Genomic DNA, 19,897 nt, shown 5'->3' with positions numbered 1-19,897 from the left:
GGAGGGGAAGGGCGGAGGCGCTCACCGCGCGGGCGGCGGCCCCGCGAGGTCGTAGAGGTAGTGCATCAGCGCGAGCAGCACGTCCCGCCCGGACTCCCGGACCCGGGCGTCGCACGCCACGATCGGGACCTCGGGCGGCAGGTCGAGCGCGAGCCGCAGCTCCTCGTCCGGGCAGGCGGGGGAGTCGGGGAAGGCGTTGGCCGCGACCACGAACGGCACGCCCCGGTCCTCCAGCCGCCCGATCACGTCGAAGCTGATCTCCAGCCGGCGGGTGTCGACCAGGACGACCGCGCCCAGCGCCCCCTCGAACAGGCCGTTCCACAGGAACCAGAACCGCTCCTGCCCCGGTGTGCCGAACAGGTAGAGCACCAGCTCGTCGCTGATGCTGATCCGGCCGAAGTCCATCGCGACGGTCGTCTCGGACTTCCGCTCGATCCCGGCCAGGTCGTCGACCTCCGCCCCGGCCTGGGTCATCGTCTCCTCGGTGGTCAGCGGGCGGATCTCGCTCACCGAGCCGACCAGGGTCGTCTTGCCGACGCCGAAGCCGCCGACGATCACCACCTTGACGGCCGCGGCGGCCGAGTCCGGCAGCAGATCCTCGTCCGCCGGCCCGAGCTCCGTGTCAGAGCCGCTGAAGTCCATGCATCACCGCCTCCAACAGGGCACGGTCGGGAAGGAGCGCGGCCGGGACGGAGGCGCGCGCCTCGACCCGTTCCTCGGCCACGAGGTCCGCCAGCAGCAGGGTGACCGCGCTGACGGGAAGCCGCAGGTAGGCGGAGATCTCGGCCACGGAGAGCGGCGATCCGCACAGCCGCAGGATCGCCGCGTGCTCCGGCGGCATCGAGGGGGTGGGCTCCGCACGGGCGACGATCAGCGTGACCAGGTCCAGCGCGGCCCGTCCGGCCGGCTGGGGGTGGCCGCGCGTGATCACGTAGAAGCGTTCCGGGGCCTCGTCGCCCCAGTCCCGGCCGGTGGTGCTCATGCGACGGGCTCGCCCCTTCGCGGAGGCGTCGTGAGGTGCTCGCCGATCCGGGCGACCAGGTCGCGCATCCGCTGGCCCATCAGCCCGGCGTCCACGCCCTCGTCGGCGAGCACCGCGAGGTAGGCGCGGGCGCCGGCCGCCATGAGGTAGAAGAAGCCGCCGCCCATCTCGATCACCACCAGCCGCATCCGGCCGTCCCCGTGCGGGAACTCGTGGGCTACGGCGGCGGCGAGGCTCTGCAGCCCGGCGCAGGCGGCGGCGAGCCGGTCGGCGGCGTCGGGCTCGGTGCCGTGCTGGGCGATCCGCAGACCGTCGGAGGAGAGCACGATGACGTTGCGGACGAGCGGGACCTCGTCCGCCAGCTGCTTGAGCAGCCAGTCCAGGTTGGTCCGTGGCTGAATCACCGCTCGTCCCTCCGCGTCCCCTTCGGGTCTCCGTTGTCGTGGCCCGCGTCGTCGTGTCCGGCCGGGCCGGTGCCGTTGATGCCCTCGGTGAAGGCGGCCAGCCAGAGGCCCGGCTGCACCGGTTCGGCCGGTTGCCCGGGCACACCGGCGGCGCGGCCGACGGGGGTGCCGCCGGGCGGCGTGCTCCCGGTGGGGGCGGCGGGCCGGGTGCCGAAGCGGACGGCCGGCGCGGTGTGCCGGCGGCGCCGGGGCAGGCCGTTGGCGGTCCGCTCGGTGACCGGCGGGGCCTCGTCCCCGCCGGTCACCGAGCCGTTGCGCGCTGCGCCGGGCGAGCCGTTGCGCGCCCCGCTGAGCGGCCCGGGCGGTGGCCCGGTGAGCGGGCGGCGCGGCGGCGGAGAGGTGTGCGGCCGGCGGTCGTCCACCGGCTCCGGCCCGGACGAGCCGGTGACGCCGATGCCGTGGGCGCGCCCGGTCGCGGGGGCGGTGGTGATCAGCTCCTGCGGGACCACCAGCACCGCCCGCACCCCGCCGTAGGCCGAGGGGCGCAGCGAGACCTGCAGGCCGTACGCCTCGCAGAGCCGCCCGACCACCGCGAGGCCGAGCCGCGGCGTCTCGCCGAGGTCGTTGATGTCGATGCCGGCCTGCGCCTCCGCCAGCATCCGCTCGGCCCGGGCCCGGCCCTCCTCGCTGAGGCTCAGACCGCCGTCCTCGATCTCGATCGCGATGCCGGTCTGCACCTCGACCGCGGTCAGGTGCACCAGGGTGTGCGGCGGGGAGTAGCGGGTGGCGTTGTCCAGGAGTTCGGCGACCGCGTGGATGATCGGTTCGACGGCCGGGCCGATGACGGCCACCTCCGAGACCGGGTGCAGCTCGACCCGCTGGAAGTCGAGGATGCGCGACATGCCGCCGCGCAGCACGCTGTACAGCGGCACCGCCTTGTTCCACTGGCGGCCCGGCCGGGCGCCGCCGAGCACCGCGATGCTGTCGGCGAGGCGGCCGATGAGGGCGTTGCCGTGGTCGAGCAGCAGCAGGTCGTCGAAGACGGCGGGGTCGTTGCCGTGCGCGTGCTCCATGCTGCGCAGTTCGGCGGCCTGCCGGTGGACGATCGCCTGGACGCGGCGGGCGATGTTGACGAAGGAGCGCCGGGCGGACTCGCGCAGCGCCTCCTCGTTCTCGACCGTCTCCAGCACGGCGCGCACCAGGGTCTGCTGCGCCGCCCGGAACTCGGGGCCGACCGTGACGTCCTGCAGGGTGTACGCGTCGACGACGTGGTCCAGGCCCTCGCCCATCGAGAGCCTGGTCATCGCGGCGGGCAGGACGGACTTGGCCAGCCGGATGTACTCGGTCTCCTGCCGGGTCAGCCGGCGGAGCAACTCGCCCTCGCGCTGGACCGCCCGGGCGCGCAGCTCCTCCGCCGCCCGGCCCCGGCGGGCGGCCTCGGCGGCGACCAGGACCACCGCCAGGGTGCCGACCACCGCGCACAGCGCGACCCCGGTCCGGGCGTCGGGGGAGGCCGCGGCCACCGTGACGGCGGCGACGGCGGCCGTCGCGAGGGTGGGCAGGAGCCAGACGAGCACGGGGGCGGAGCGCCGGCGTCCGGGTGACGAACCAGCACCAAGCATTCAGCATCCTCAGAACGGTCGAAGCGGGGAAGGGGACGGGCGGTCGGCCCGGGGTTGTGCGGTCGGGGTGGGGCGGGTGGCGCCGGGACCCGCCGTGGCCGTGCGCTGCGCGCGCCGGCGGGAGCGGTCCGGCCGGACTCCCGGGCCCGCGACCGGGCCGGTGTCGGCCTCAGGTTTACCGTGCGCCGCGCGCCGTGAACGGGCCCCCGCGCCCAGTTCGCCAATGCGAGCGGACTCCCGGTGAACTTCCTGCGAACTGGCGCCGTTTCGTGCTAAAGCACGCGGTCGTGCGCCCCGGCGTACCGGTGCCGCGGGCGCCCCGCGGCGGCTTCCGTCAGCCGCGGCGACGGGCCGCCGGACGGGTCGCGGGCGGGCGGGCGGGGAACCATGGCCCAACACGCCCGACTCCGGGGGGACGGATGTCGAACGGATCCCGGCCGGTGAGCGGTCCGGCCGCCCACCTGCTCGACCTGGTGGCCACCGCCGTCGGTCTCGCCGTGGCCGCCGCCGTGGTGGCGGGCTTCGAACTGGGCGGTCCGCCCATGGCCGGGTGCGCCGCCGTGTTCGGCGCGGCGGTGCTCCTGGTGGCGGTGCACTCCGCCGGCGGCGCGCTGGTCCGGCGCTTCCCGGCGGGCCGCTCACGGGCTTTCTGCCTGCGGGCGCTCCTGCTGCTCCCGCTGCTGCTGGCCGCCGAGCCGGCCGCGCTCTGGCTGGCGGTGCGGCTGGCCGGCGGGGTCGGCCTGTCCGCCGGCCCGGCTGGACCGGGGGCGACGGTGGTCGCCGCCGTGGTGGTGATGCTCGTCGGCGTGACGGTGCGCCACCTCTGGTCCGTCCTGGCCGACCGCGACGGGGACGGGACGGCGCTGCGCGGCGTCGCCCGGCACCTGCTCGCCGTCGCCGGACTCGCGCTGGTGGTCGCCGTGCTGGACGGCGCCACGCAGGCGAACGGCCCGGGCTGGCGGCAACTGCTCACCCTGGTCGCGCTGGGGGCGGTGCTCGGCCCCAAGTTCAGCCGGCTGTCGCTGCCGGGGCGCGGGGTGCGCCTGCGTTCGGCCGCCGGACTGGCGGTCGCGACGACGGGCAACCTGCTGAAGCTGTGGCTGGTGAGCTGGCTCAGCACCTGGATGGAACTGCCGCTGAGCATCGCCGGGTTCGGCGCCTTCGCCGCCGCGGCGCTGATCGTCGCGGTGGTGATGCTGCCCACCTCGGTGGCCGACCGGCGCGCGGCGGACCCGGGCGGGGCCTCCCTGTCGGGGGCGATGGCCGAACTGTACGGCCCCCTGCCGCCCGGGTTGTGAAGGGGCCGGGACCGGGCGTTCCAGCGACCGGGCCAACGGCCTCTACCGACGGATCGTCAGACCCCTCACCGGGCCGGGCGTTCAGGCGGGGCGGACGGCGCGCGGGCCCGTCACCGCGGCGCCGAGGGCGGTGACCCGGGCGCGCAGCCCGCGGTCGGCCGTGACGACCAGGCAGCCGCGCCCGGGGCGGGCGGCCAGCGCCGCCGCGACCAGGTCGACGATCAGATCGTCGCCGCTGCCACCCGCCGCCTCGACCCGGACCTCCGGCGTCGCCGCGACACCCCGGGCGGCCCCCTCGACGACGAGGACCACCTCCAGCGGACCGGTCCGTGCCCACGGCGGCAGGCCGGCCCGGTCGTCGCCGGCCACCGCGCCGAGCCCGCCGCCGGCCAGCGGCGCGAGCGCGTCGCGCAACCGCTGCGCCGCACCCCGCCGGTCGCGCCACCATCCGTCGGGCACCGAGCCCACGACGTTGGCCCCGTCCACCACCAGCAGCGGCACACCCCGCGCGGCCTCGTCCGCCTCGCTCTCACCCATGGCCGGCACGTCTGTCACGAACCCCCAGCCCCGCTGCTCCGCCGCGACCCGACCGGGCCGGCGCCATCGGCGAGCAGGAGCCGGCGGTCGCGCCAGGCCTGCTCCCACTGGCGGGTCACGGCCGGGTAGACGATCAGATGGCGCAACGGTGCGATGAGCAGGAGGTAGCACCGGCCGAGCAGGCCGTTGGGCTTGACCAGGACGGCCATCCGCAGTTCGTGGCCACCGTCGCCGGTCGGCGCCCAGCCGAGGTGCATCAGGGTGTGGACGGTGCGGTTGGCCAGCTCGCGGACGTCCTCGTCGGGGAGCCGGTAGACCGGGGTGAAAGGCAGGCCGTCGGGCTCGCCGGTGTCGACGGTGTCGGCCAGCTCGCGGGGCAGCCGTTCACGCAGTGAGCGGACCCGGGTGCCGAGGCCGGCCGCGGCACCGTCCCAGCCGAGCAGGGCGCCGAGCTTCCAGCGCACCGCGAACAGGAAACGGGTGGCCCGGGACTGCCGGGCCGAGCCCCCGCCCGCCCGCATCGCGGCGAGCATCACGTCGAAGTCCTCCGGCCCGGCGCCGGGGGTGCGGAAGGCCCAGACGTCCTCGGTGCGGAAGTCGGGCGCGAACTCGTGGACGCGCCACGGCCGACGGGTGTGGGCACTGCGCGGAAGTCGCATGCCGGGGACCGCCTCTCTGCGCGGGGCACCGCCTGCGGGCCCCGTCCGTGTGCCAGCGTATATGAGCAGATCAGGCGTCACACGGGGGTGGGTGTGCGGGGGCCGGGTGAGCCGGAGCATGGCCGCTCCGACCCGGCCCCCGGGCCTGCGCGAGGCCTCAGAAGTCCGGCAGGCACTCCTCGGCGAACCGGCCGCCGAACACCCGGTGCGCGTGGGTGAGCATCCGCCGGGCGTAGACGCCGTCCCGGGCCAGGCAGGAGTAGCCGTCCAGTTCGACGGTGATCACGCCGGAGGTGTCGGCCAGGTAGACGTCCAGCCCCGGGTACATCAGTTCGACGCTGGGGATGTCGTCGACGTCCAGGGCGAACACCGGGTACTCGCCGTGCTCGTCGCCCGCCCCGGTCGCCAGAACGCGGCGCGAGTCCGAGCCGCCCGGGAGCAGGAAGCACTCGTCGAAGCGGTCCGAGACGGTGGCGAAGCAGGAGCCCCACAGGTCGCCCAGCTCGTCCCGGGCGAGGTCGCCCAGCGACCGGGGGGTGAAGCGGCCCGCGCCGTCCAGCCAGCCGAACCGGCGCAGCAGGCCGGCGTCGAAGGCCAGCCAGCGGCGCAGGCTCGGCGGCAGCGGGCGCCCGCTCGGGAAGACGGCGCCGGCCAGCAGCCCGGCCGGCAGCGGCTCGGGCTCGCCGGTCAGCCACGGCCCGGCCCAGGGGCCGTAGTCCAGGATCGGCCGGTGCGGGTCGGCCGCGACGGCGGCGATGGCGCGCTCGGTGAGCGCGACGCCGTGCGCGTCGCTCGGCGGGATCGGGGAGGCGGGGTTCATCGGGCTCGGTGTCCTGTCCGGGAATCGCGCGGCTGGTGCTCGGTCGCGCCGAATCTACGGCCCGTCACCGACACCCGCGCCACCGCCCGCGCGCGGCGGGTGGCGGGGCGGGTGGCGGGGCGGGTGGCGGGGCGGGTGCCGGGTGCCCGAGGTGTGGTGCGGGTCAGCTCCCGGTCGGGGTGGGGGTGGGGACTCCGGGGCCGGTCGGGGGCGTGGTCGGCCGGGGCAGGCAGGGCTGGGTCGAGGTCGGCGCGGGCACACCCGGGGTGGGGGTCGCGGTGGCGCACTCGTTGGGGTACATCGGCCCGATCATCGAGACGCGGCTCACCCGGTAGGGGGCCTGTCCGTACCAGCCGTGGAAGGTGACGGTCACCTCGTGGACGTTGCCGATGGTGAGGGTCGTGGCCAGGGACTTCGTCTCCGGTCCGTCGGCCCAGAGGGTCACCTCGCCGGTGCCCGTTCCGGTGCCGGAGATGGTGGCGAAGGTGTACGCGCCGGACACGTAGGCCGAGAACGCGTAGGCGGTGCCCGGCACGACCGTGACCGACTGCGAGCAGCCGGCGTAGTCCTGCCCGCTGGGACGGCCCTCCACCCCGAGGTCGGTCTGGACGAACTCGCCGTCGCAGGACCAGCCCAGGGCGAGCGGGTAGCGGAAGTCGCCGTTCTTGATCCAGTCCAGCGGCGCGGGCTGGGCGGTGGCGGAGCCGTTCGCGGCGAGGGCGGCCGTGCCGGCCAGGGCGAGGGCGCCGAGGACGGCGCCGAGCCGGCCGCCGCCGTAGGCATGGCGGGGGCGGGGGCGGGATGAGCGCATGGCGATCTCCGATGTGGGGGAGTGCGGCCGGAGCGGGGGCCGTCAGGGGATGTACGTGCGCTGGCAGGACGGGGACGGCGTGGGGGACGCGGGGCCGTCGGTCGCCGTCGGCGACGGGGTGGCCGATTCGCCGCACGGGTGCGGTTGGTAACCGGGCCCGGTGAAGGACACCCACCGCACGTCGTAGGCGGTCTGCTCGTACCAGCCGTGGAAGTACACGGTGAGCTCGGTGGTGTCCGGCCCGGTGGTGACCGGCACCGACAGGCTGTTCCAGCTGGTCTGGCTCGACCAGGTGGAGGCGTTCTCCCCGCCCGCGCCGCTGACGCCGACGAAGGCGAACGGGCCGCGCACCGTGGCGTGGAGCAGGTAGCTCGAATTCGGCAGGACCCGCACCCGCTGGGAGCATCTCGCGTTGCTCTCGGCGGTCGGACGGCCGGACACGTAGTGGTCGTGCGGGATGCTGCTGGGCCAGACGTTCCCCTCGCACGACCAGATCCACGGGTACGAGTCGAAGCCCCCGTTGAGGATCAGATTGACGTACGGAAGCGGTTCCGCCGCCGAGGTGGCCATGCCGACGGTGGAGGCGGCGGCCGCGGTGAGCGCGGCGACCGCGAGGGCGGCGGACGGACCGCCGCGTCCGCGCCGGCGGGTGGGGCGGGGGTGGATGGGTGCACGCATGCCGTCTCCGGGTGGGGGAGTACCGATGGGGCAGCGGTGCGAGGGAGTGCGCCACACCATGGTGGATCCGGACCGCCGCCGTCAAGGGGTGGCAGCATCCTTCAACCATCCTTGTCGGGGCATTCGTTGACGATCCGTCACGGAATGCGATCGGGCGTTCTCAGCGCGCCGGGCGCAGCCACCGGTGGAAGGCCAGGCGGAGGCGGCCGGTGGCGGGGCGGCCGGCCAGGACGGCTTCGAAGCGGCGGTGGTCGCGGACCGCCCGCAGCACCGCGACGTCCCGGGTCCCGGGGAGGGGAGGCGCCGGCTCGGCGTGCTGGGCGGCCCGGTAGCCGTCGAGGAGGTGCTGCTGCAGTGCGCTCATGCGCCCACCCTGCCCGCGGGCCGCCCCGCAGGTCCCGTCGATTGACGGCCCTGGTCAAATGACGTGCGAGCGCCTCGGGCCGCTCCGGCACCATGGGGGGATGAGCGTGACCATCGACATCACCGGACTGCCCCACGAGCGGATCACCTTCTGCCCCTCGCCGCTGGCCGAGCTCGGCAACGCGCTGCACGCGCTCGCCGAGCCCGCCCACCACGCCCGGCTGCACGCGTGGACGACGGCGACCTCCGCCGCACTCGCGCCGGAACTGGCCGACCGGTTGCTCGAGGCCGACTTCATGTGGCGCTCGACACGCTCCGACTTCCTCATGCCGCCCCGGCCCCGGGAGACCCTCGCCGAGGAACTGGACGACCTCGACCGCATGGACGACGAGACGTTCGTCGGCGCGGCCCTGGAGATCTCCTGCAGCACCAGCCACTACCCCAAGGGCCTGCCCTCACCCCTGGTCGACGCCCGGTCGCGGCGCCGCGCGCTCGACCTCGCGGCGGCGCGCGGCCCGCGCCAGGCGGCCTTCGTCGAGCGGATGCTCGCCGAACCCGCCGCCACCCGCGCCTGGATACGACGCCTTCTGGAGGACTGCGAGCAGGCGTTCTTCGCCGACACCTGGCGCCGGGTGCGCGTCCAGCTCACCGCCGACGCCCAGCACAAGACCGACCTGCTGCGCCGCAAGGGCCTGGCGCAGGCGCTCACGGCGGCGTCCCGGGCGCTGAGCCTGGAGGAGGACGAGCACGGCAGCCGCATCGTCGCCGACAAGCTGGTGCACGGCCGCACCGAGGCCCGCGACACCGCCGTCACCCTGCTGCCGAGCGTCTTCGGCTGGCCGCACCTCTTCGCCATCTACGCGCCGGGCTGGCAGCCCGTCATCCAGTACCCGGTCGCCGACCGCGAGGTCGGCGGCACCGAGTCGGTGGAAACGGTCACGCTGCGCCTCGACGCGCTGACCCATCCGATGCGGATGATGCTGTGCCGCAACCTCGCGCGCGGCGTCTACTCGACGAGCGAGCTGGCCGACGCGTACGGCATCACCGCCCCGGAGGTCTCCCGCCACCTCACCGTGCTGCGAAAGGCCGGGCTGCTGCGCACCCGGCGCCGGGGGCGCTACGTCCTCCACCAGCTCGACCTCTCGGTCGTGGCCCGGCTCGGCAGCGACTTCCTGGAGTCCGTGCTGCGGTAGGCCGTGTCAGGCGCTCAGCTCGGCGGGCCCGTCGGGGCGGGGAGGTCGAGGTGGCCGCGGAGGGTGTCGGACCGGTAGGCGGTGCGGAAGGCGCCGCGGCGCTGCAGTTCGGGGACGAGGGCGCGGGTGATCGCCCGGAGGTCGTGGGGGAGGCGGGCGGGGCGCAGGCGGAAGCCGTCCAGGCGCAGGCCCGCCGTGTCCACGGTGCGCCAGGCGAGCAGGAGGTCGGCGAGTTCGGCGGGGGTGCCGGTGAAGATCTCGGCGTCGGAGGCGAGCGGGGCTCCGTCGAGCTCGTCGAGCCGCTCCTTCCACCGGGCCGCCTCGCCGGGGCGGTCGTCGAGGAGGACCAGCAGGTCGGCGAAGACCTTGAGCGGGCGCTCGGCGGGCCGGCCGACGGCGCGGGCGGCGGCCGCGACCTCGGTGAGGACGGCCGCGGTGTCCTCGGGGGAGTGCGGGGTGACGAAGACGACGTCACCGCCCTTGGCGGCCAGCTCGTAGGGGATGCGGGCGTGGGCGAGCACGGTGACGGGGAGGTCGGGCGCGCGGCCGGACCAGAGCCCGCGGACGGCGGCCAGCGACTCGGCCGCGTCGTCGAAGAGCGCGGCAAGGCGGCCGGAGATCGTCTCGGGGGAGGCGAGGTCCGCCTCGGCGAGCGTCGCCGGGGCGCGGCGGCCGAAGTGGGCGGCGTCGTCCGCGCGGGCGGAGATCTGCGGCCGCCAGCCGGCCCGGCCGAGGCTGGCGTGGTCGAGGGTGGCGAGCGCGGCGGAGAGGTGGAACGGCTCGGTGTGGGTGACGTTGGTGGTGGGGACCAGCCCGATCCGGGAGGTCAGCGGGGCGACCCGGCCGGCGATCAGGACGGCGTCCAGCCGGCCGCGCACCTGGTCGGTGCGGTCGTCGGGTCCGCGCAGGCTCACCGACTGCACGGCGAGGGCGTCCTCGAAGGTGACCAGGTCGAGCAGGCCGCGCTCGGCCTCGGTCACCAGGTCTCCCCAGTACCCGGCGGTGAACAGCTCGCCGGGTCGGGCGCCCTCGGCGCGCCAGGCGGCCGGGTGCCAGCCGGCCCCGTCCAGGGCGACGGCGAGGTGCAGCGGCGGCAGGGACCGGTCCGAGGGGGCCGGCGGTGCGGCGGGGCTGGTCATGCGGCGGTCTCCCGGCTCGCTCGGCGGGCCCGGTCGAGCCCGAGGTGGTCGCGGAGGGTGGTGCCGGTGTACTCGGCGCGGTACAGGCCTTCCGCCCGGAGCAGCGGCACGACGTGGTCGACGAACGCGTCCAGAGCTCCGGCGGCGGGGTGCGGGGTGAGCAGGAAGCCGTCCGAGCCGCCGCCCCGCACGTACCCGGCGAGCGCGTCGGCGACCTGGCGCGCGGTGCCGACGACGTGCGCCGCGGGCACGCGCGCGGCGGCGCGCTCCCGCGCCTGCTCCGGGGTGTCGCCGAGCACGGGGACGAGGGAGACGAGGACCCTCAGCTCCCCGGGGGCGCGGCCGTGGGCGGCGAGCCGCTCGGCGAGGTCGGCGCGCAGTGCCCGGGCCTCGGCCAGAGCGGTGTGGGGCACGACCACCACGTCGGCGTCGGCGGCCGCCGCGGCGAGGTCCCGCGGGGAGGCGACGGTCCGGACGATCACCGGGTGGCCCTGCGGCGCGCGGGGTGTGGTGAACCGGCCGGAGAGGTCGAAGTGCGCCCCGTGATGGGTGAACGCGCCCGCGCCGGGGCGCACGAACACGCCGCCGGCCTGGTCGGCGGGGACGTCGTCCTCCGCCCAGCTGTCCCACAGCGCCCGGGCGGCGCGCAGGAATTCGGTGGCGTGGGCGGGCCGCTCGGCCTCCGGCGGCGGACCGCCGTGGCGCAGCCGCCCGCCGGCGCCGCCGTCGGGGCCGGCCGTCAGGCTCCAGGCCGCGCGGCCGCCGCTGAGGTGGTCGAGCGAGGCCAGCCGGCGCGCCAGCTCGTAGGGCTGGTGGACGGCGGGGTCCAGGCCGGCGGCGAGGCCCAGCCGGGTGGTGGCCGCGGACAGGGCGCCGAGGGCGGTGAGGACCTCGGGTCCGGGCGGAGCGGTCTCGGGGAGCAGGAGGAAGTCGAACCCGCCCCGCTCGGCGGTGCGGGCGACCCCGGCGAGCCCGTCGAGGCCGGAGGGGCCGCCGGGATCGGCGGGGCGGGTGGGGTCGGCGGGGCCGGGGGCCCCGGGTGGGAGTACGGCGAGGTGGAGCTGCTGCGCGGACACGACGACGATCGCCTCCTGTCGGCCGCCCGTCCGCCGCGCGTTCGTCGGCGCGGCCGGGCCCGTTCATCCTGCGCGGCGGCCGAGCGCCCGGGCAACGCCCGCAACCAACTGTTCACGGACGGAAACCGGGCGTCATGAAGCGCAAGCCATCGATGCGATTCAGTCATCGGAAGGCCGAAATTGTCATCAGGCTTCAAAAGTGGGGGTGGAATTAGGAATTCCGCCAGAATCGATGCCAGCATGCGAGGTGTGAAGCGTGAAATGTCACATGGCTTCACGTTGCCGTCCCTACCCATGAACGGGAATCACCCGATGAACCGGCTCCTTGCCATCCTCGCCACCAGTGCCGTCCTGACCGCCGGCGGCGCCGCCGCCCAGGGCACCGCCTTCGCCGCCGACGTCTCCGTCGGCCCGTCCGGTCCCGGCCTCTGCGTCACCGGCTACCGCGGCGTGGTGGTCAACGAGATCTGCGCCACCGTCAGCGGCGACCAGGTCACCTTCTACGGCCAGTCCTCGCCCGGCAGCGTCGGCTGGACGGCCCGTACCGTCCCCTACCGGATGACCGCCACGGTCGTCGGCGGTGCCACGCTCGCCACCATCACGCCCTCGGTCCTCATCGACCACTCCAGCACCCCGGTGGGCCGGATCACCGCCACCGCGCCGTGCGGTTCGACCGTCACGGGCAAGCTGGAGACCACCGAGTGGGGCTGGCCGCCCGCCACCGCCACCCTGACCGTGCCGGTCGGCTGCTGAGGCACCCGTCCCGACCGCACGACAGGGGCCCTGCCCGCTCACCCGGGCAGGGCCCTGCGGCTTGTCCCGCTCGGCCGGCTGCCTCGGTGCCTTCTCGGCGGTCGCCGCCCTCTCGGCCTCGGCCCCGCCGCGACCGGCTCCCGCTCGGCGCGTTCGAACCGCCGCCGGCTCGTCCCGGCCCTGGCCGGCATGATCCCCGTCGGGCGGGTCGGGACCTACTCCTTCGCGTTCGCCGCCCCCGCCGTGCGCTCCCGGTGGGGCCTGTCCCCGGGGGGCATCGCCGCCACCCCGGGGATCTGACGCACCGTCAGGACGGCGGCGAGGGCGAGGAACAGCGCCCCCACCAGGGGGAGCGTCCAGGAGGGGGCGAAGGAGAGCGCGGCCCCGCCGATGCCGCCGCCGAGTGCGACGCCCAGGTAGGAGGAGGCGCTGCTGACGGAGACGGCGATGGTGGGTGCGGTCGGCGCCCGGTCCATGACGCGCTGGACCTGGGCGCCCGGCACGATCCAGTACAGGACGCCCCAGGCGGCGGTCGCGGTCAGGAAGACCACGGTGGCCGGACCCTGGGCGACCCGGGCGAGGAGCGCGGCCAGCGCCAGAGCGGCGAATGCCGCGATGACGCCGAGCACACCCGTGAGGTACGCCCGGTCCGGACCGCGGCGGCCGCTGATCCGGCCTCCCATCGCCGTACCGACGGACGCGGCCACGCCCCAGGCGAACAGCACCGCGCTGACCCCCGCCGCACTGAGGCCCGTCACATCACGGGCGAACACGGCGAGGTAGGTATAGACGGTGAAGCTGCCGGCCACCGCGCAGGCGTTGGCCAGCACGGCGAGCAGCACGGCCGGCTCGGCGGCGACCCGCAGCCGGGCCACCATCGTGATCGGCGGCGGGGACGGCGTGGCGGGCAGTGTCAGGGCGAGCCCGACGATCCCCAGGCCCGCGAGCCCGGCAATCAATCCCAGTGTGGTGCGCCAGCTGCCCAGGGCGCCGATCAGGGTACCGACCGGCACTCCCAGCGCCGTGGCCACCGACAGGCCCCCCATGACCAGGGCCAGCGCGCGGCTGCGGTGGCGCTCGCCGGTCATGGCCGTCGCCGCGGCCACCGCGGTGTTCATGAACACCGCGGCGGCCGCGCCCGTGAGCACCCGGGCCACGAGCAGCGTCGGGTAGTCGGGAGCGAGCGCGCCGAGCAGATTGGCGAGGAGGAAGGACCCGAGGGAGCCGTACAGCATGACCCGCCGGTTGACGTTCGCGGTCAGCGTCATCAGCACCGGCGCGCTGACGGCGTAGCTGAGGGCGAAGACCGTGACCAGTTGGCCCGCGACCGAGACGGAGACGTGGAAGTCGTCCGCGATCGATCGCAGGATGCCGGTGGTGACGTACCCGTCCGTGCCGATGGCGAAGGCGCCGAGTGCGAGGACCAGGACCGCCGACCGGTGTGTCATGCCCCCCTGCTTCTGCGGGTGTTGCTGGTTCACTGAGCGCTGTTGCCTTCCATGAGGCCCTTGTCGGCCAGGCAGCCGGTCATCAATTCCGTGGTGACGAGCAGGGCGCGCGAGCGGAGCGGGTCGGCCTCGAAGCGGTCGGCGAAGACCCCGCGGGCCAGGTCGCGGCCGGTGAGGCCGGCCGGGCCCGCGTCCGCCACGGCGGCCAGCAGGGCCGGGAGCCGCTGCTCGGTCACCGCCACGTCGTCGCCGGTGCCGATCTCCCAGAAGCCGTCGGGCAGGTCCAGTGCCCGGCCGCGGTAGAGCCGCACGGCGGCGTCCACCGCCTCGCCCCGCGCGCCGGGGACGGCGGTGAGCACGTCCCCGAGCGAGAGCGTGCCGGAGAGGTCCGTGAAGGTGACCCGGCCCGTGCCGCCGGAGCGGCTGACCATCCCGCAGGCGAAGTAGTGCGGCTGCTCGAAGCGGCGCATGTGGGCGTCGACGGTCTCCAGTACCTCGGCGGGCCGCAGCTCCGGGTTGTGCCGCTGTGCGTGCAGGGCCGTCAGGGCGGCCCGCACCTCCGGGACCGTGCGGCCGTCGGCGACGACGCTGACGTCGTGGCCGGCCTCCTTGGCGAAGGCCTCGATCTCGGGCAGCAGCAGGGGGCCGGAGGCGTCGCCGAGGCTCTGGAACCGGGTGATCAGCAGCCCGTCGCGGGGGTCGAGCAGGCCGACCGCGCGGCGCAGCAGCCGGCGGTTGAGGTCCAGACCGTCGGGCCCTCCATCGCCGGCCGCGGAGTACCGCAGGGAGGGCGGCACGGGCACGTAGGGGAGATTGGCCACGACGCAGTTGAGCGTGTCGCCGGGGCTGTGGCTCTGGAAGAAGTCGCCCTGCCGCGTGCGCACGCGGTCACCGAGGCCGTTGAGGGCGGCCGTCAGGGCGGTGGCGTCCAGGCAGTCCTGCTGGAGGTCGGCGCCGGTGACCTCCGTGCAGGTCAGGGCGAGGGCGCAGGTGGTGATGCCGGACCCGCAGCCCACGTCCAGGGCGCGTCCGGTGGGGCGGGCCCGCAGGATGGTGTCGACGAACCGCAGCGAGTCCTCGCCGATGTAGACGTTGCCGGCGCCCTGTCGCCCGGCCCGGTCGCGGGCGGCGAGCAGGCCGCGGAAGGCGGTGACCTCCCAGCGTCCCGGCCCGCCGGTGTCGTCGGTGAGACCGAGCGCGGTGAGGCGTTCGGCGAGGGAGGTGTCGAGGCCGCGACCGGGCCGCCGGCCGTGGTGGAGCAGGTTCCACAGGGCCGTGCCGGTGTCGTGGGACGGGGGAGCGGTGGCCTCGGGAGGCCAGGGCTCCCAGGGCAGCCCCGAGCGGCGCCGGGCGTGCTCCACCCGGTCGGCGAAGGCGGTCCGGCGCAGCAGGTCGGTGAGGGGGCCGGGGTCGGGTGCGGTCATGCGGCGGTGACACCGTCCCGCTCGCGGGTGGCCCGGCGGGCGGCCGCCGCCGCCACGAACGCCTCGAACACCGGCCGGGAGGGGCCGACTTCGGGGTGGCCCTGGATACCGAGGGCGAAGCGGTGACCGGTCAGGCTGATCGTCTCGACCACGGCGTCGGCGCTCCAGCCGGTGGCGACGACGCCGGCGCCGAGGGTGTCGACGGCCTGGTGGTGGAAGCAGGGGAGGTCGCTCTCGGCGCCGAGGAGCGAGCCCGGCAGGGCATCGGTGCGCAAGGTGAGCCGACTGGGGGCGAACACCGGTTCGGCGGGCATGTGGTCGTCGTTGCCGACCACGTCGGGCAGGTGGGGCATGAGGGTGCCGCCGCGCAGCACGTTCATCAACTGCATGCCGCGGCACACGCCGAGGACGGCCCGGTCGTCCTGCAAGGCCAGGCGCAGCAGGGCGCTCTCCCAGATGTCGCGCTCCGGCGCCGACTTGCCGGCATGCGGGCCGGGCTCGGCCCGGTAGAGGGCGGGGTCGATGTCGGCACCGCCGACGAGCACCAGCCCGTCGAGGTCGGCCATGACGGTCGCGGCCTCGGGCTCGGCGCCGGAGGGCGGTAACAGGACGGGGACCCCGCCGGCCGCGGTCACCGCGGCGACGAAGTCCGTCGGGACCAAGGAGGCGTGGCGGTGCCACCCGCGCCAGGAGGCGTCCTCCTGGTAGGTGGTGATGCCCACCACCGGCTTGCCGCTGGTCTCTCCCGTCACCGCGCCGCGTCCAGGACCCAGGCGGAGCCGTGCTGGGTGAACCCGATGTGCGGGTAGTACTCGGTGGCCGCCGGCGCCGACAGCAGAACGATCTTCGCCCGGGGCGCGGCCTCCTGGACCCGTCGGATGAGGTCCACACCGATACCGCGCCGCTGGTGGGCCCGGTCGACCGCGATGTCGCTGAGGTAGGTGACGTAGGAGCCGTCGCTCACGCAGCGCGCGATGCCGACCAGGCGCTCGTTGACGCGGGCCACGACGACCAGGTTGGCGTTGCGGACCATCGCGGTGAACCGCTCGGTGTCCTCCACCGGGCGTCGCTCGGCCAGGCCGGAGGAGCGGTACAGGTCGGCGACCTCGGCCACGTCGAGGTCGGCCGCGTCGATGACTTCACACTTCCACATGGAGCAGTTCCTCCAGTCGTTGCCGCATGACGTGCCGAGAGCGCAGGAAGCGGCTCGGGTCGTACACGTCGTCGTCAGTGACGATGCCACGGTCGCGCAGGGTCTCGCGCAGGTGCCGGCCGGTCTCCCAGGTCTCGGTGGCCGCGTCCTGCACCGTACGGTACGCCTTTTCCCGTTCGGATCCGGCGGACATCAGGTGCAGCATCACCGTCGAGCTGTAGATCAGGCCGTCGGTCTGTTCGAGGTTGGCACGCATCCGGTCGGGGAAGACGCGCAGCCCCTCGATGAGCTCGGCGGCGCTGGTGACCTGGTAGTGCGCCGCGATGAGGCTGTCGGGCAGGACGACGCGCTCGACGGAGGAGTGGGACAGGTCCCGCTCGTGCCACAGCGCGACGTCCTCCAGGGCGGCGCCGAGGCCGGCGCGCAGCACCCGGGCCAGGCCGCACAGCCGTTCGCTGGTGGTGGGGTTGCGCTTGTGCGGCATGGCGCTGGAGCCCTGGTAGGCGCTGGACCGGGGCTCCTCCACCTCACGGACCTCGGTCCGCTGCAACAGGCGCATCTCCAGGCCGATCTGTTCGACCACCGCGCCCAGGACGGCCACGGCGCCGAGCAGTTCCGCGTGCCGGTCACGCGCCACGACCTGGGTGGGCACCGGCTCGACGCCCAGCCCGAGGGCCTCGCACACATAGGCCTCGACGAACGGGTCCACGCTCCCGTAGGTGCCCACCGGGCCGGAGACGGTGCCGACGGCGACCGCGGCGCGGGCGGCCCGCAGGCGTTCGACGGACCGGTGGACGCTGAAGGCGAAGCCGGCCATCTTCTGTCCGAAGGTGGTGGGCTCGGCGTGGATGCCGTGGGTGCGTGCCACGCAGATGGTGTCCCAGTGCTCGACGGCCCGCGTGGTGAGGGCCCGCAGCAGCCGCCCGGCCGCGCCCAGCAGGAGGTCGCAGGAGGCGGCGAGGGTGTGGCCCAGCGCGGTGTCGACCAGGTCGTAGCTGGTCATGCCGAAGTGGACCCAGCGTGCCGCATCGTCGGGGATCGAGGCGGTGTACGCGGCGAGGAAGGCGAGGACCTCGTGATCGCGGGTGCGCTCCTGGTCGCGCACCTCCTCGGGGGTGGGCACACGGCCGGCCCGCACCGCGGCGAGTTCGGCCTCGGACACCGTGCCCAGCCGTGCCTGTGCCTCGCAAGCGAGCACTTCGACGCGGACCCACGAGGCGTACTTCGCCTCGTCGGTCCACAGCCGGGCCATCTCCGGGCGTGAGTAGCGCGGGATCACTCGGGCCTCCGCGCCAGGACGGCGCACGTGCGGTTGTTGGCCCGGATGGGGCCCCTGGCGAGCTCGGCGGTGAGCGCGGCGAGGCCCGATTCGAACTCCTCATCCGGGATGAGGTGGAGGGAGGAGAAGGCCTTCTCGCGATACTTGGTGGCGTCGGTGAGCTCGTAGGTGCTCTCGAAGACCCGGCTGCCGCCGTCGGTGAAGCCGGCGGCCCGCCCTTCGGCCCGCAGGACGTCGATCGCGTGGTGGCGGCCGAGTTCGACCTCGACGGTGGAGGGGAAGTACCGCGCCACGGGGACGCGGGAGCGGATGATCTCCTCCGAGTCCGTCGCGGTGCACAGCACACCGCCCGGCTTGAGCGCGCGCAGCGCGCCCTCGAAGTAGCGGCGGGGCTCCCGGACGTAGTGGATCACGTCGACCGAGAAGATCAGGTCGAGGGACGCCTCGGGCAGGTCGAGGAGGTCCATCTCCTCGGCGCGTCCGGTGCGCAGTTCGAGCTCGGCCTCGTGGGTCGCCGCGGCCTTGAGCATCTCCGGGAAGGGGTCGACGCCCAGCGCGCGGGCGCCGGTCAGCCGCTGGAGCGCGGCGACGTGGTTGGCGGTGCCGCAGCCCATCTCCAGGACCGTCGAGTCGCCGCTCAGGCCGGCGAATTCCGCCAGGAACTCCACCAGTCCGGGGTAGGGGCGGCGGTGCCTGGCGTACTCGGCGGCCAGTCGGTCGTAGTCCAACTCGGTCAAGCGAACTCCTTGGCGGTGTACTGCTCGTGGACGGTGCGGGCCTGCCACAGGTACCAGACGCTGTAGGCGTAGGTCGCCGCCCACGCCTGGGGGGTGCGCAGGGTGTTCTCGTACTTCAGCCATCCGGCCAGCGAGCAGGCCGCGCCGATGTACAGGCGGCAGCGCACGACGGGCTCCGGCTCGCTGCCGGGGGCGGTCCGGACCAGCCGGCGCTCGATCGACCGCAGCCGGTCGGAGAACCGCAGGGGCAACCGCAGGGAGCCGACGTCGTGCGGCCGGGCGGGGTCGAAGGCGTCGCCGAAGAGAGCCTCCGGTTCGCCCTCCCGGGCGGCGTGCAGGATGGCGGGCATCGGCAGCAGGCCGTGCAGCAGCGTGGCGAGGTCGAAGACGGGGTCGCCGTAGCCGATGTCGGGGCGTTGTCGGTGCTCCCAGACGGTGCGCGGGTCGATGAAGACCGGGCCGCCCCCGGAGCGCCGGAGCATGTTGGTCGGGTAGATGTCGCCGTGCACCTGGCTGCCGGTACGCGGGAGCAGGGCGGGGGCGTGTTCGTGGAGCCAGGAGGTCGCCGCCGTGTAGCCGGGGATGCGGATGCCCTCCGGCAGGGTCAGTTCGGCGGCCAAGTGCTCGTCGAGGTCGCGGTCACCGAAGCAGAGGCGGAAGGTGGAGCGGAAGGCGGGCTGCTCGCGCAGGGCGTCGAAGCGCTCGCGGTAGAGGTAGTCGGCGCTGGTGGGGCGCTGTTCGCCGGCGGTCAGCCGGTACCAGCCCGCCAGTTGGTCGAGGTAGGGGGCGAGGATGTCGGCCGCGTCGGGTGCCAGTTCCGTGCGGGCCTCGTCCTCGAAGAGACGCTTCTCCAGGTCGGCTGCCTCGACGGCCTCCATGAGGCTGGTGCCCTGCCGGCCCTGGATCTGCACGCCGTGCAGCCGGGGGAAGAGCGCGTCCCGGCCGATGCGGGCCAGGTCGTCGTTGGTGCGTGAGGTGAAGCCGGTCTCGGAACGGATCATTCCCGCCTCGCCGGTCTTGGCGACGAGTTCGCTCGCGCCTCCGGCGTCGAACTGGACCACGCCGACGGAGTCGGAGCCCGGCCGGTGGAAGCGGGTGACGGTGGGGGCCGGGCGGGTGGCGGCGGCCCAGGCGCGCAGCCTGGCGGCGACCACCGCGGAGGCGATCACCTCGGCCTCGTCGGTCTCCCCGTCGGACTCCAGGCACCAGCCGTGCAGTTCTCCGCCGAGGAGGAACGTGGTGCGTGCCGGTCGTCCGGTAGGAGGTTCGGCGCCGCGCGGGGGCGCCTCGGCCGGGAGGGCGGCCACGCTGACGCCGAACGGTTCCAGCCGCTCGGCCAGCGCGGGCGCCAGGCCGGTGCTGCCGGGTGCTTCCACGACGATCACGGAGGGGGCCACGGTGTCCGGCAGGAGACCGTGGCCGTCGAGAACGGAATAAAGGTTCGCCAGCTCGGCCGCGGTGGCGGGCCGTGCCGACTCGGTGAGTAATTCGCTCACGTCCAGATATACCTTACCCGTGAAA

At 75.0% G+C, this 19,897-nt stretch carries 22 protein-coding genes; 3 read left to right on the top strand and 19 right to left on the bottom strand.

The genetic code is table 11. From position 1 onward, the window contains the following. Window positions 1–21 precede the first annotated feature (21 nt). The 4 genes from ABT093_RS18535 to ABT093_RS18520 are packed head-to-tail and all read right to left on the bottom strand — an operon-like array spanning window position 22 to window position 3,008. The gene (locus ABT093_RS18535) at window positions 22–642 is read right to left on the bottom strand and encodes a GTP-binding protein (RefSeq protein ID WP_350565464.1); all 621 of its coding nucleotides are present in this window, start codon (window positions 640–642) and stop codon (window positions 22–24) included. Further along, a complete protein-coding gene (locus ABT093_RS18530; RefSeq protein ID WP_350565463.1) occupies window positions 623–982 on the bottom strand; it encodes a DUF742 domain-containing protein in 360 nt (119 codons plus the stop codon). Before ABT093_RS18530 ends, ABT093_RS18535 begins: the two co-directional genes overlap by 20 nt. After that, on the bottom strand, window positions 979–1,386 hold the full coding sequence (locus tag ABT093_RS18525; RefSeq protein ID WP_350565461.1) for a roadblock/LC7 domain-containing protein: 408 nt from the start codon (window positions 1,384–1,386) through the stop codon (window positions 979–981). Before ABT093_RS18525 ends, ABT093_RS18530 begins: the two co-directional genes overlap by 4 nt. Next, a complete protein-coding gene (locus ABT093_RS18520) occupies window positions 1,383–3,008 on the bottom strand; it encodes an ATP-binding protein (RefSeq protein ID WP_350565459.1) in 1,626 nt (541 codons plus the stop codon). The genes ABT093_RS18525 and ABT093_RS18520 overlap by 4 nt, the downstream gene beginning before the upstream one ends. Before the next feature lie 440 nt (window positions 3,009–3,448). Between ABT093_RS18520 and ABT093_RS18515 the strand changes: the two genes are divergently transcribed. Continuing rightward, a complete protein-coding gene (locus tag ABT093_RS18515; RefSeq protein ID WP_350565457.1) occupies window positions 3,449–4,306 on the top strand; it encodes a hypothetical protein in 858 nt (285 codons plus the stop codon). An 81-nt stretch (window positions 4,307–4,387) separates the two neighbouring features. Here the strand turns inward: ABT093_RS18515 and ABT093_RS18510 are convergent, their stop codons facing one another. The 6 genes from ABT093_RS18510 to ABT093_RS18485 all read right to left on the bottom strand — a co-directional run bounded on the left by ABT093_RS18510 (window position 4,388) and on the right by ABT093_RS18485 (window position 8,175). Then, window positions 4,388–4,843, bottom strand: a complete 456-nt coding sequence (locus tag ABT093_RS18510; RefSeq protein ID WP_350565455.1) for an NTP pyrophosphohydrolase — start codon at window positions 4,841–4,843, stop codon at window positions 4,388–4,390. 14 nt (window positions 4,844–4,857) lie between these two features. Beyond that, complete coding sequence (locus ABT093_RS18505) at window positions 4,858–5,502, bottom strand: DUF2867 domain-containing protein (RefSeq protein ID WP_350565453.1); 645 nt, start codon at window positions 5,500–5,502, stop codon at window positions 4,858–4,860. A gap of 157 nt (window positions 5,503–5,659) precedes the next feature. Next, complete coding sequence (locus ABT093_RS18500; RefSeq protein ID WP_350565451.1) at window positions 5,660–6,322, bottom strand: hypothetical protein; 663 nt, start codon at window positions 6,320–6,322, stop codon at window positions 5,660–5,662. Window positions 6,323–6,485: 163 nt separating this feature from the next. Beyond that, window positions 6,486–7,133: a carbohydrate binding domain-containing protein gene (locus tag ABT093_RS18495; protein ID WP_350565450.1), complete on the bottom strand. Its 648-nt coding sequence runs from the start codon at window positions 7,131–7,133 to the stop codon at window positions 6,486–6,488. A gap of 42 nt (window positions 7,134–7,175) precedes the next feature. Then, entirely contained in the window at window positions 7,176–7,811 is a 636-nt protein-coding gene (locus ABT093_RS18490; RefSeq protein ID WP_350565448.1) for a carbohydrate binding domain-containing protein, read from the bottom strand. A 160-nt stretch (window positions 7,812–7,971) separates the two neighbouring features. Further along, window positions 7,972–8,175, bottom strand: coding sequence for a hypothetical protein (locus ABT093_RS18485; protein ID WP_350565446.1), 204 nt, complete (start codon window positions 8,173–8,175; stop codon window positions 7,972–7,974). Window positions 8,176–8,275: 100 nt separating this feature from the next. Here ABT093_RS18485 and ABT093_RS18480 point away from each other — a divergent pair, with 100 nt between their 5' ends. Beyond that, on the top strand, window positions 8,276–9,367 hold the full coding sequence (locus ABT093_RS18480) for a DUF5937 family protein (protein ID WP_350565445.1): 1,092 nt from the start codon (window positions 8,276–8,278) through the stop codon (window positions 9,365–9,367). A 14-nt stretch (window positions 9,368–9,381) separates the two neighbouring features. Here ABT093_RS18480 and ABT093_RS18475 read toward each other — a convergent pair whose 3' ends face one another. Then, the gene (locus tag ABT093_RS18475; RefSeq protein ID WP_350565443.1) at window positions 9,382–10,506 is read right to left on the bottom strand and encodes an LLM class flavin-dependent oxidoreductase; all 1,125 of its coding nucleotides are present in this window, start codon (window positions 10,504–10,506) and stop codon (window positions 9,382–9,384) included. Then, window positions 10,503–11,582: an LLM class flavin-dependent oxidoreductase gene (locus tag ABT093_RS18470; protein ID WP_350565441.1), complete on the bottom strand. Its 1,080-nt coding sequence runs from the start codon at window positions 11,580–11,582 to the stop codon at window positions 10,503–10,505. The genes ABT093_RS18475 and ABT093_RS18470 overlap by 4 nt, the downstream gene beginning before the upstream one ends. A gap of 312 nt (window positions 11,583–11,894) precedes the next feature. Between ABT093_RS18470 and ABT093_RS18465 the strand changes: the two genes are divergently transcribed. Next, entirely contained in the window at window positions 11,895–12,335 is a 441-nt protein-coding gene (locus ABT093_RS18465) for a hypothetical protein (protein ID WP_350565439.1), read from the top strand. Between the two features lie 215 nt (window positions 12,336–12,550). On the opposite strand, the gene ABT093_RS18460 is transcribed toward ABT093_RS18465, so the two are convergent. Genes ABT093_RS18460 through ABT093_RS18430 form a run of 7 tightly spaced genes read right to left on the bottom strand, consistent with a single transcriptional unit; the run spans window position 12,551 to window position 19,872 of the window. Then, window positions 12,551–13,783: an MFS transporter gene (locus ABT093_RS18460; protein WP_350565437.1), complete on the bottom strand. Its 1,233-nt coding sequence runs from the start codon at window positions 13,781–13,783 to the stop codon at window positions 12,551–12,553. Between the two features lie 29 nt (window positions 13,784–13,812). Further along, a complete protein-coding gene (locus ABT093_RS18455; protein WP_350565435.1) occupies window positions 13,813–15,207 on the bottom strand; it encodes a methyltransferase domain-containing protein in 1,395 nt (464 codons plus the stop codon). Then, window positions 15,204–15,959: a gamma-glutamyl-gamma-aminobutyrate hydrolase family protein gene (locus ABT093_RS18450; RefSeq protein ID WP_350565433.1), complete on the bottom strand. Its 756-nt coding sequence runs from the start codon at window positions 15,957–15,959 to the stop codon at window positions 15,204–15,206. Before ABT093_RS18450 ends, ABT093_RS18455 begins: the two co-directional genes overlap by 4 nt. Beyond that, window positions 15,956–16,360, bottom strand: coding sequence for a GNAT family N-acetyltransferase (locus ABT093_RS18445; RefSeq protein ID WP_350565432.1), 405 nt, complete (start codon window positions 16,358–16,360; stop codon window positions 15,956–15,958). The genes ABT093_RS18450 and ABT093_RS18445 overlap by 4 nt, the downstream gene beginning before the upstream one ends. Next, the gene (purB, locus tag ABT093_RS18440; RefSeq protein ID WP_350565430.1) at window positions 16,347–17,639 is read right to left on the bottom strand and encodes an adenylosuccinate lyase; all 1,293 of its coding nucleotides are present in this window, start codon (window positions 17,637–17,639) and stop codon (window positions 16,347–16,349) included. The genes ABT093_RS18445 and purB overlap by 14 nt, the downstream gene beginning before the upstream one ends. After that, complete coding sequence (locus ABT093_RS18435; protein ID WP_350565428.1) at window positions 17,636–18,376, bottom strand: class I SAM-dependent methyltransferase; 741 nt, start codon at window positions 18,374–18,376, stop codon at window positions 17,636–17,638. The genes purB and ABT093_RS18435 overlap by 4 nt, the downstream gene beginning before the upstream one ends. Beyond that, window positions 18,373–19,872: a phosphotransferase gene (locus tag ABT093_RS18430; protein ID WP_350565426.1), complete on the bottom strand. Its 1,500-nt coding sequence runs from the start codon at window positions 19,870–19,872 to the stop codon at window positions 18,373–18,375. The genes ABT093_RS18435 and ABT093_RS18430 overlap by 4 nt, the downstream gene beginning before the upstream one ends. Between the last annotated feature and the right edge of the window lie 25 nt (window positions 19,873–19,897).

It is taken from the genome of Kitasatospora sp. NPDC002551, from assembly GCF_040296005.1.
GTDB lineage: Bacteria > Actinomycetota > Actinomycetes > Streptomycetales > Streptomycetaceae > Kitasatospora.
This window is presented reverse-complemented; position numbering and strand designations above follow the sequence as displayed.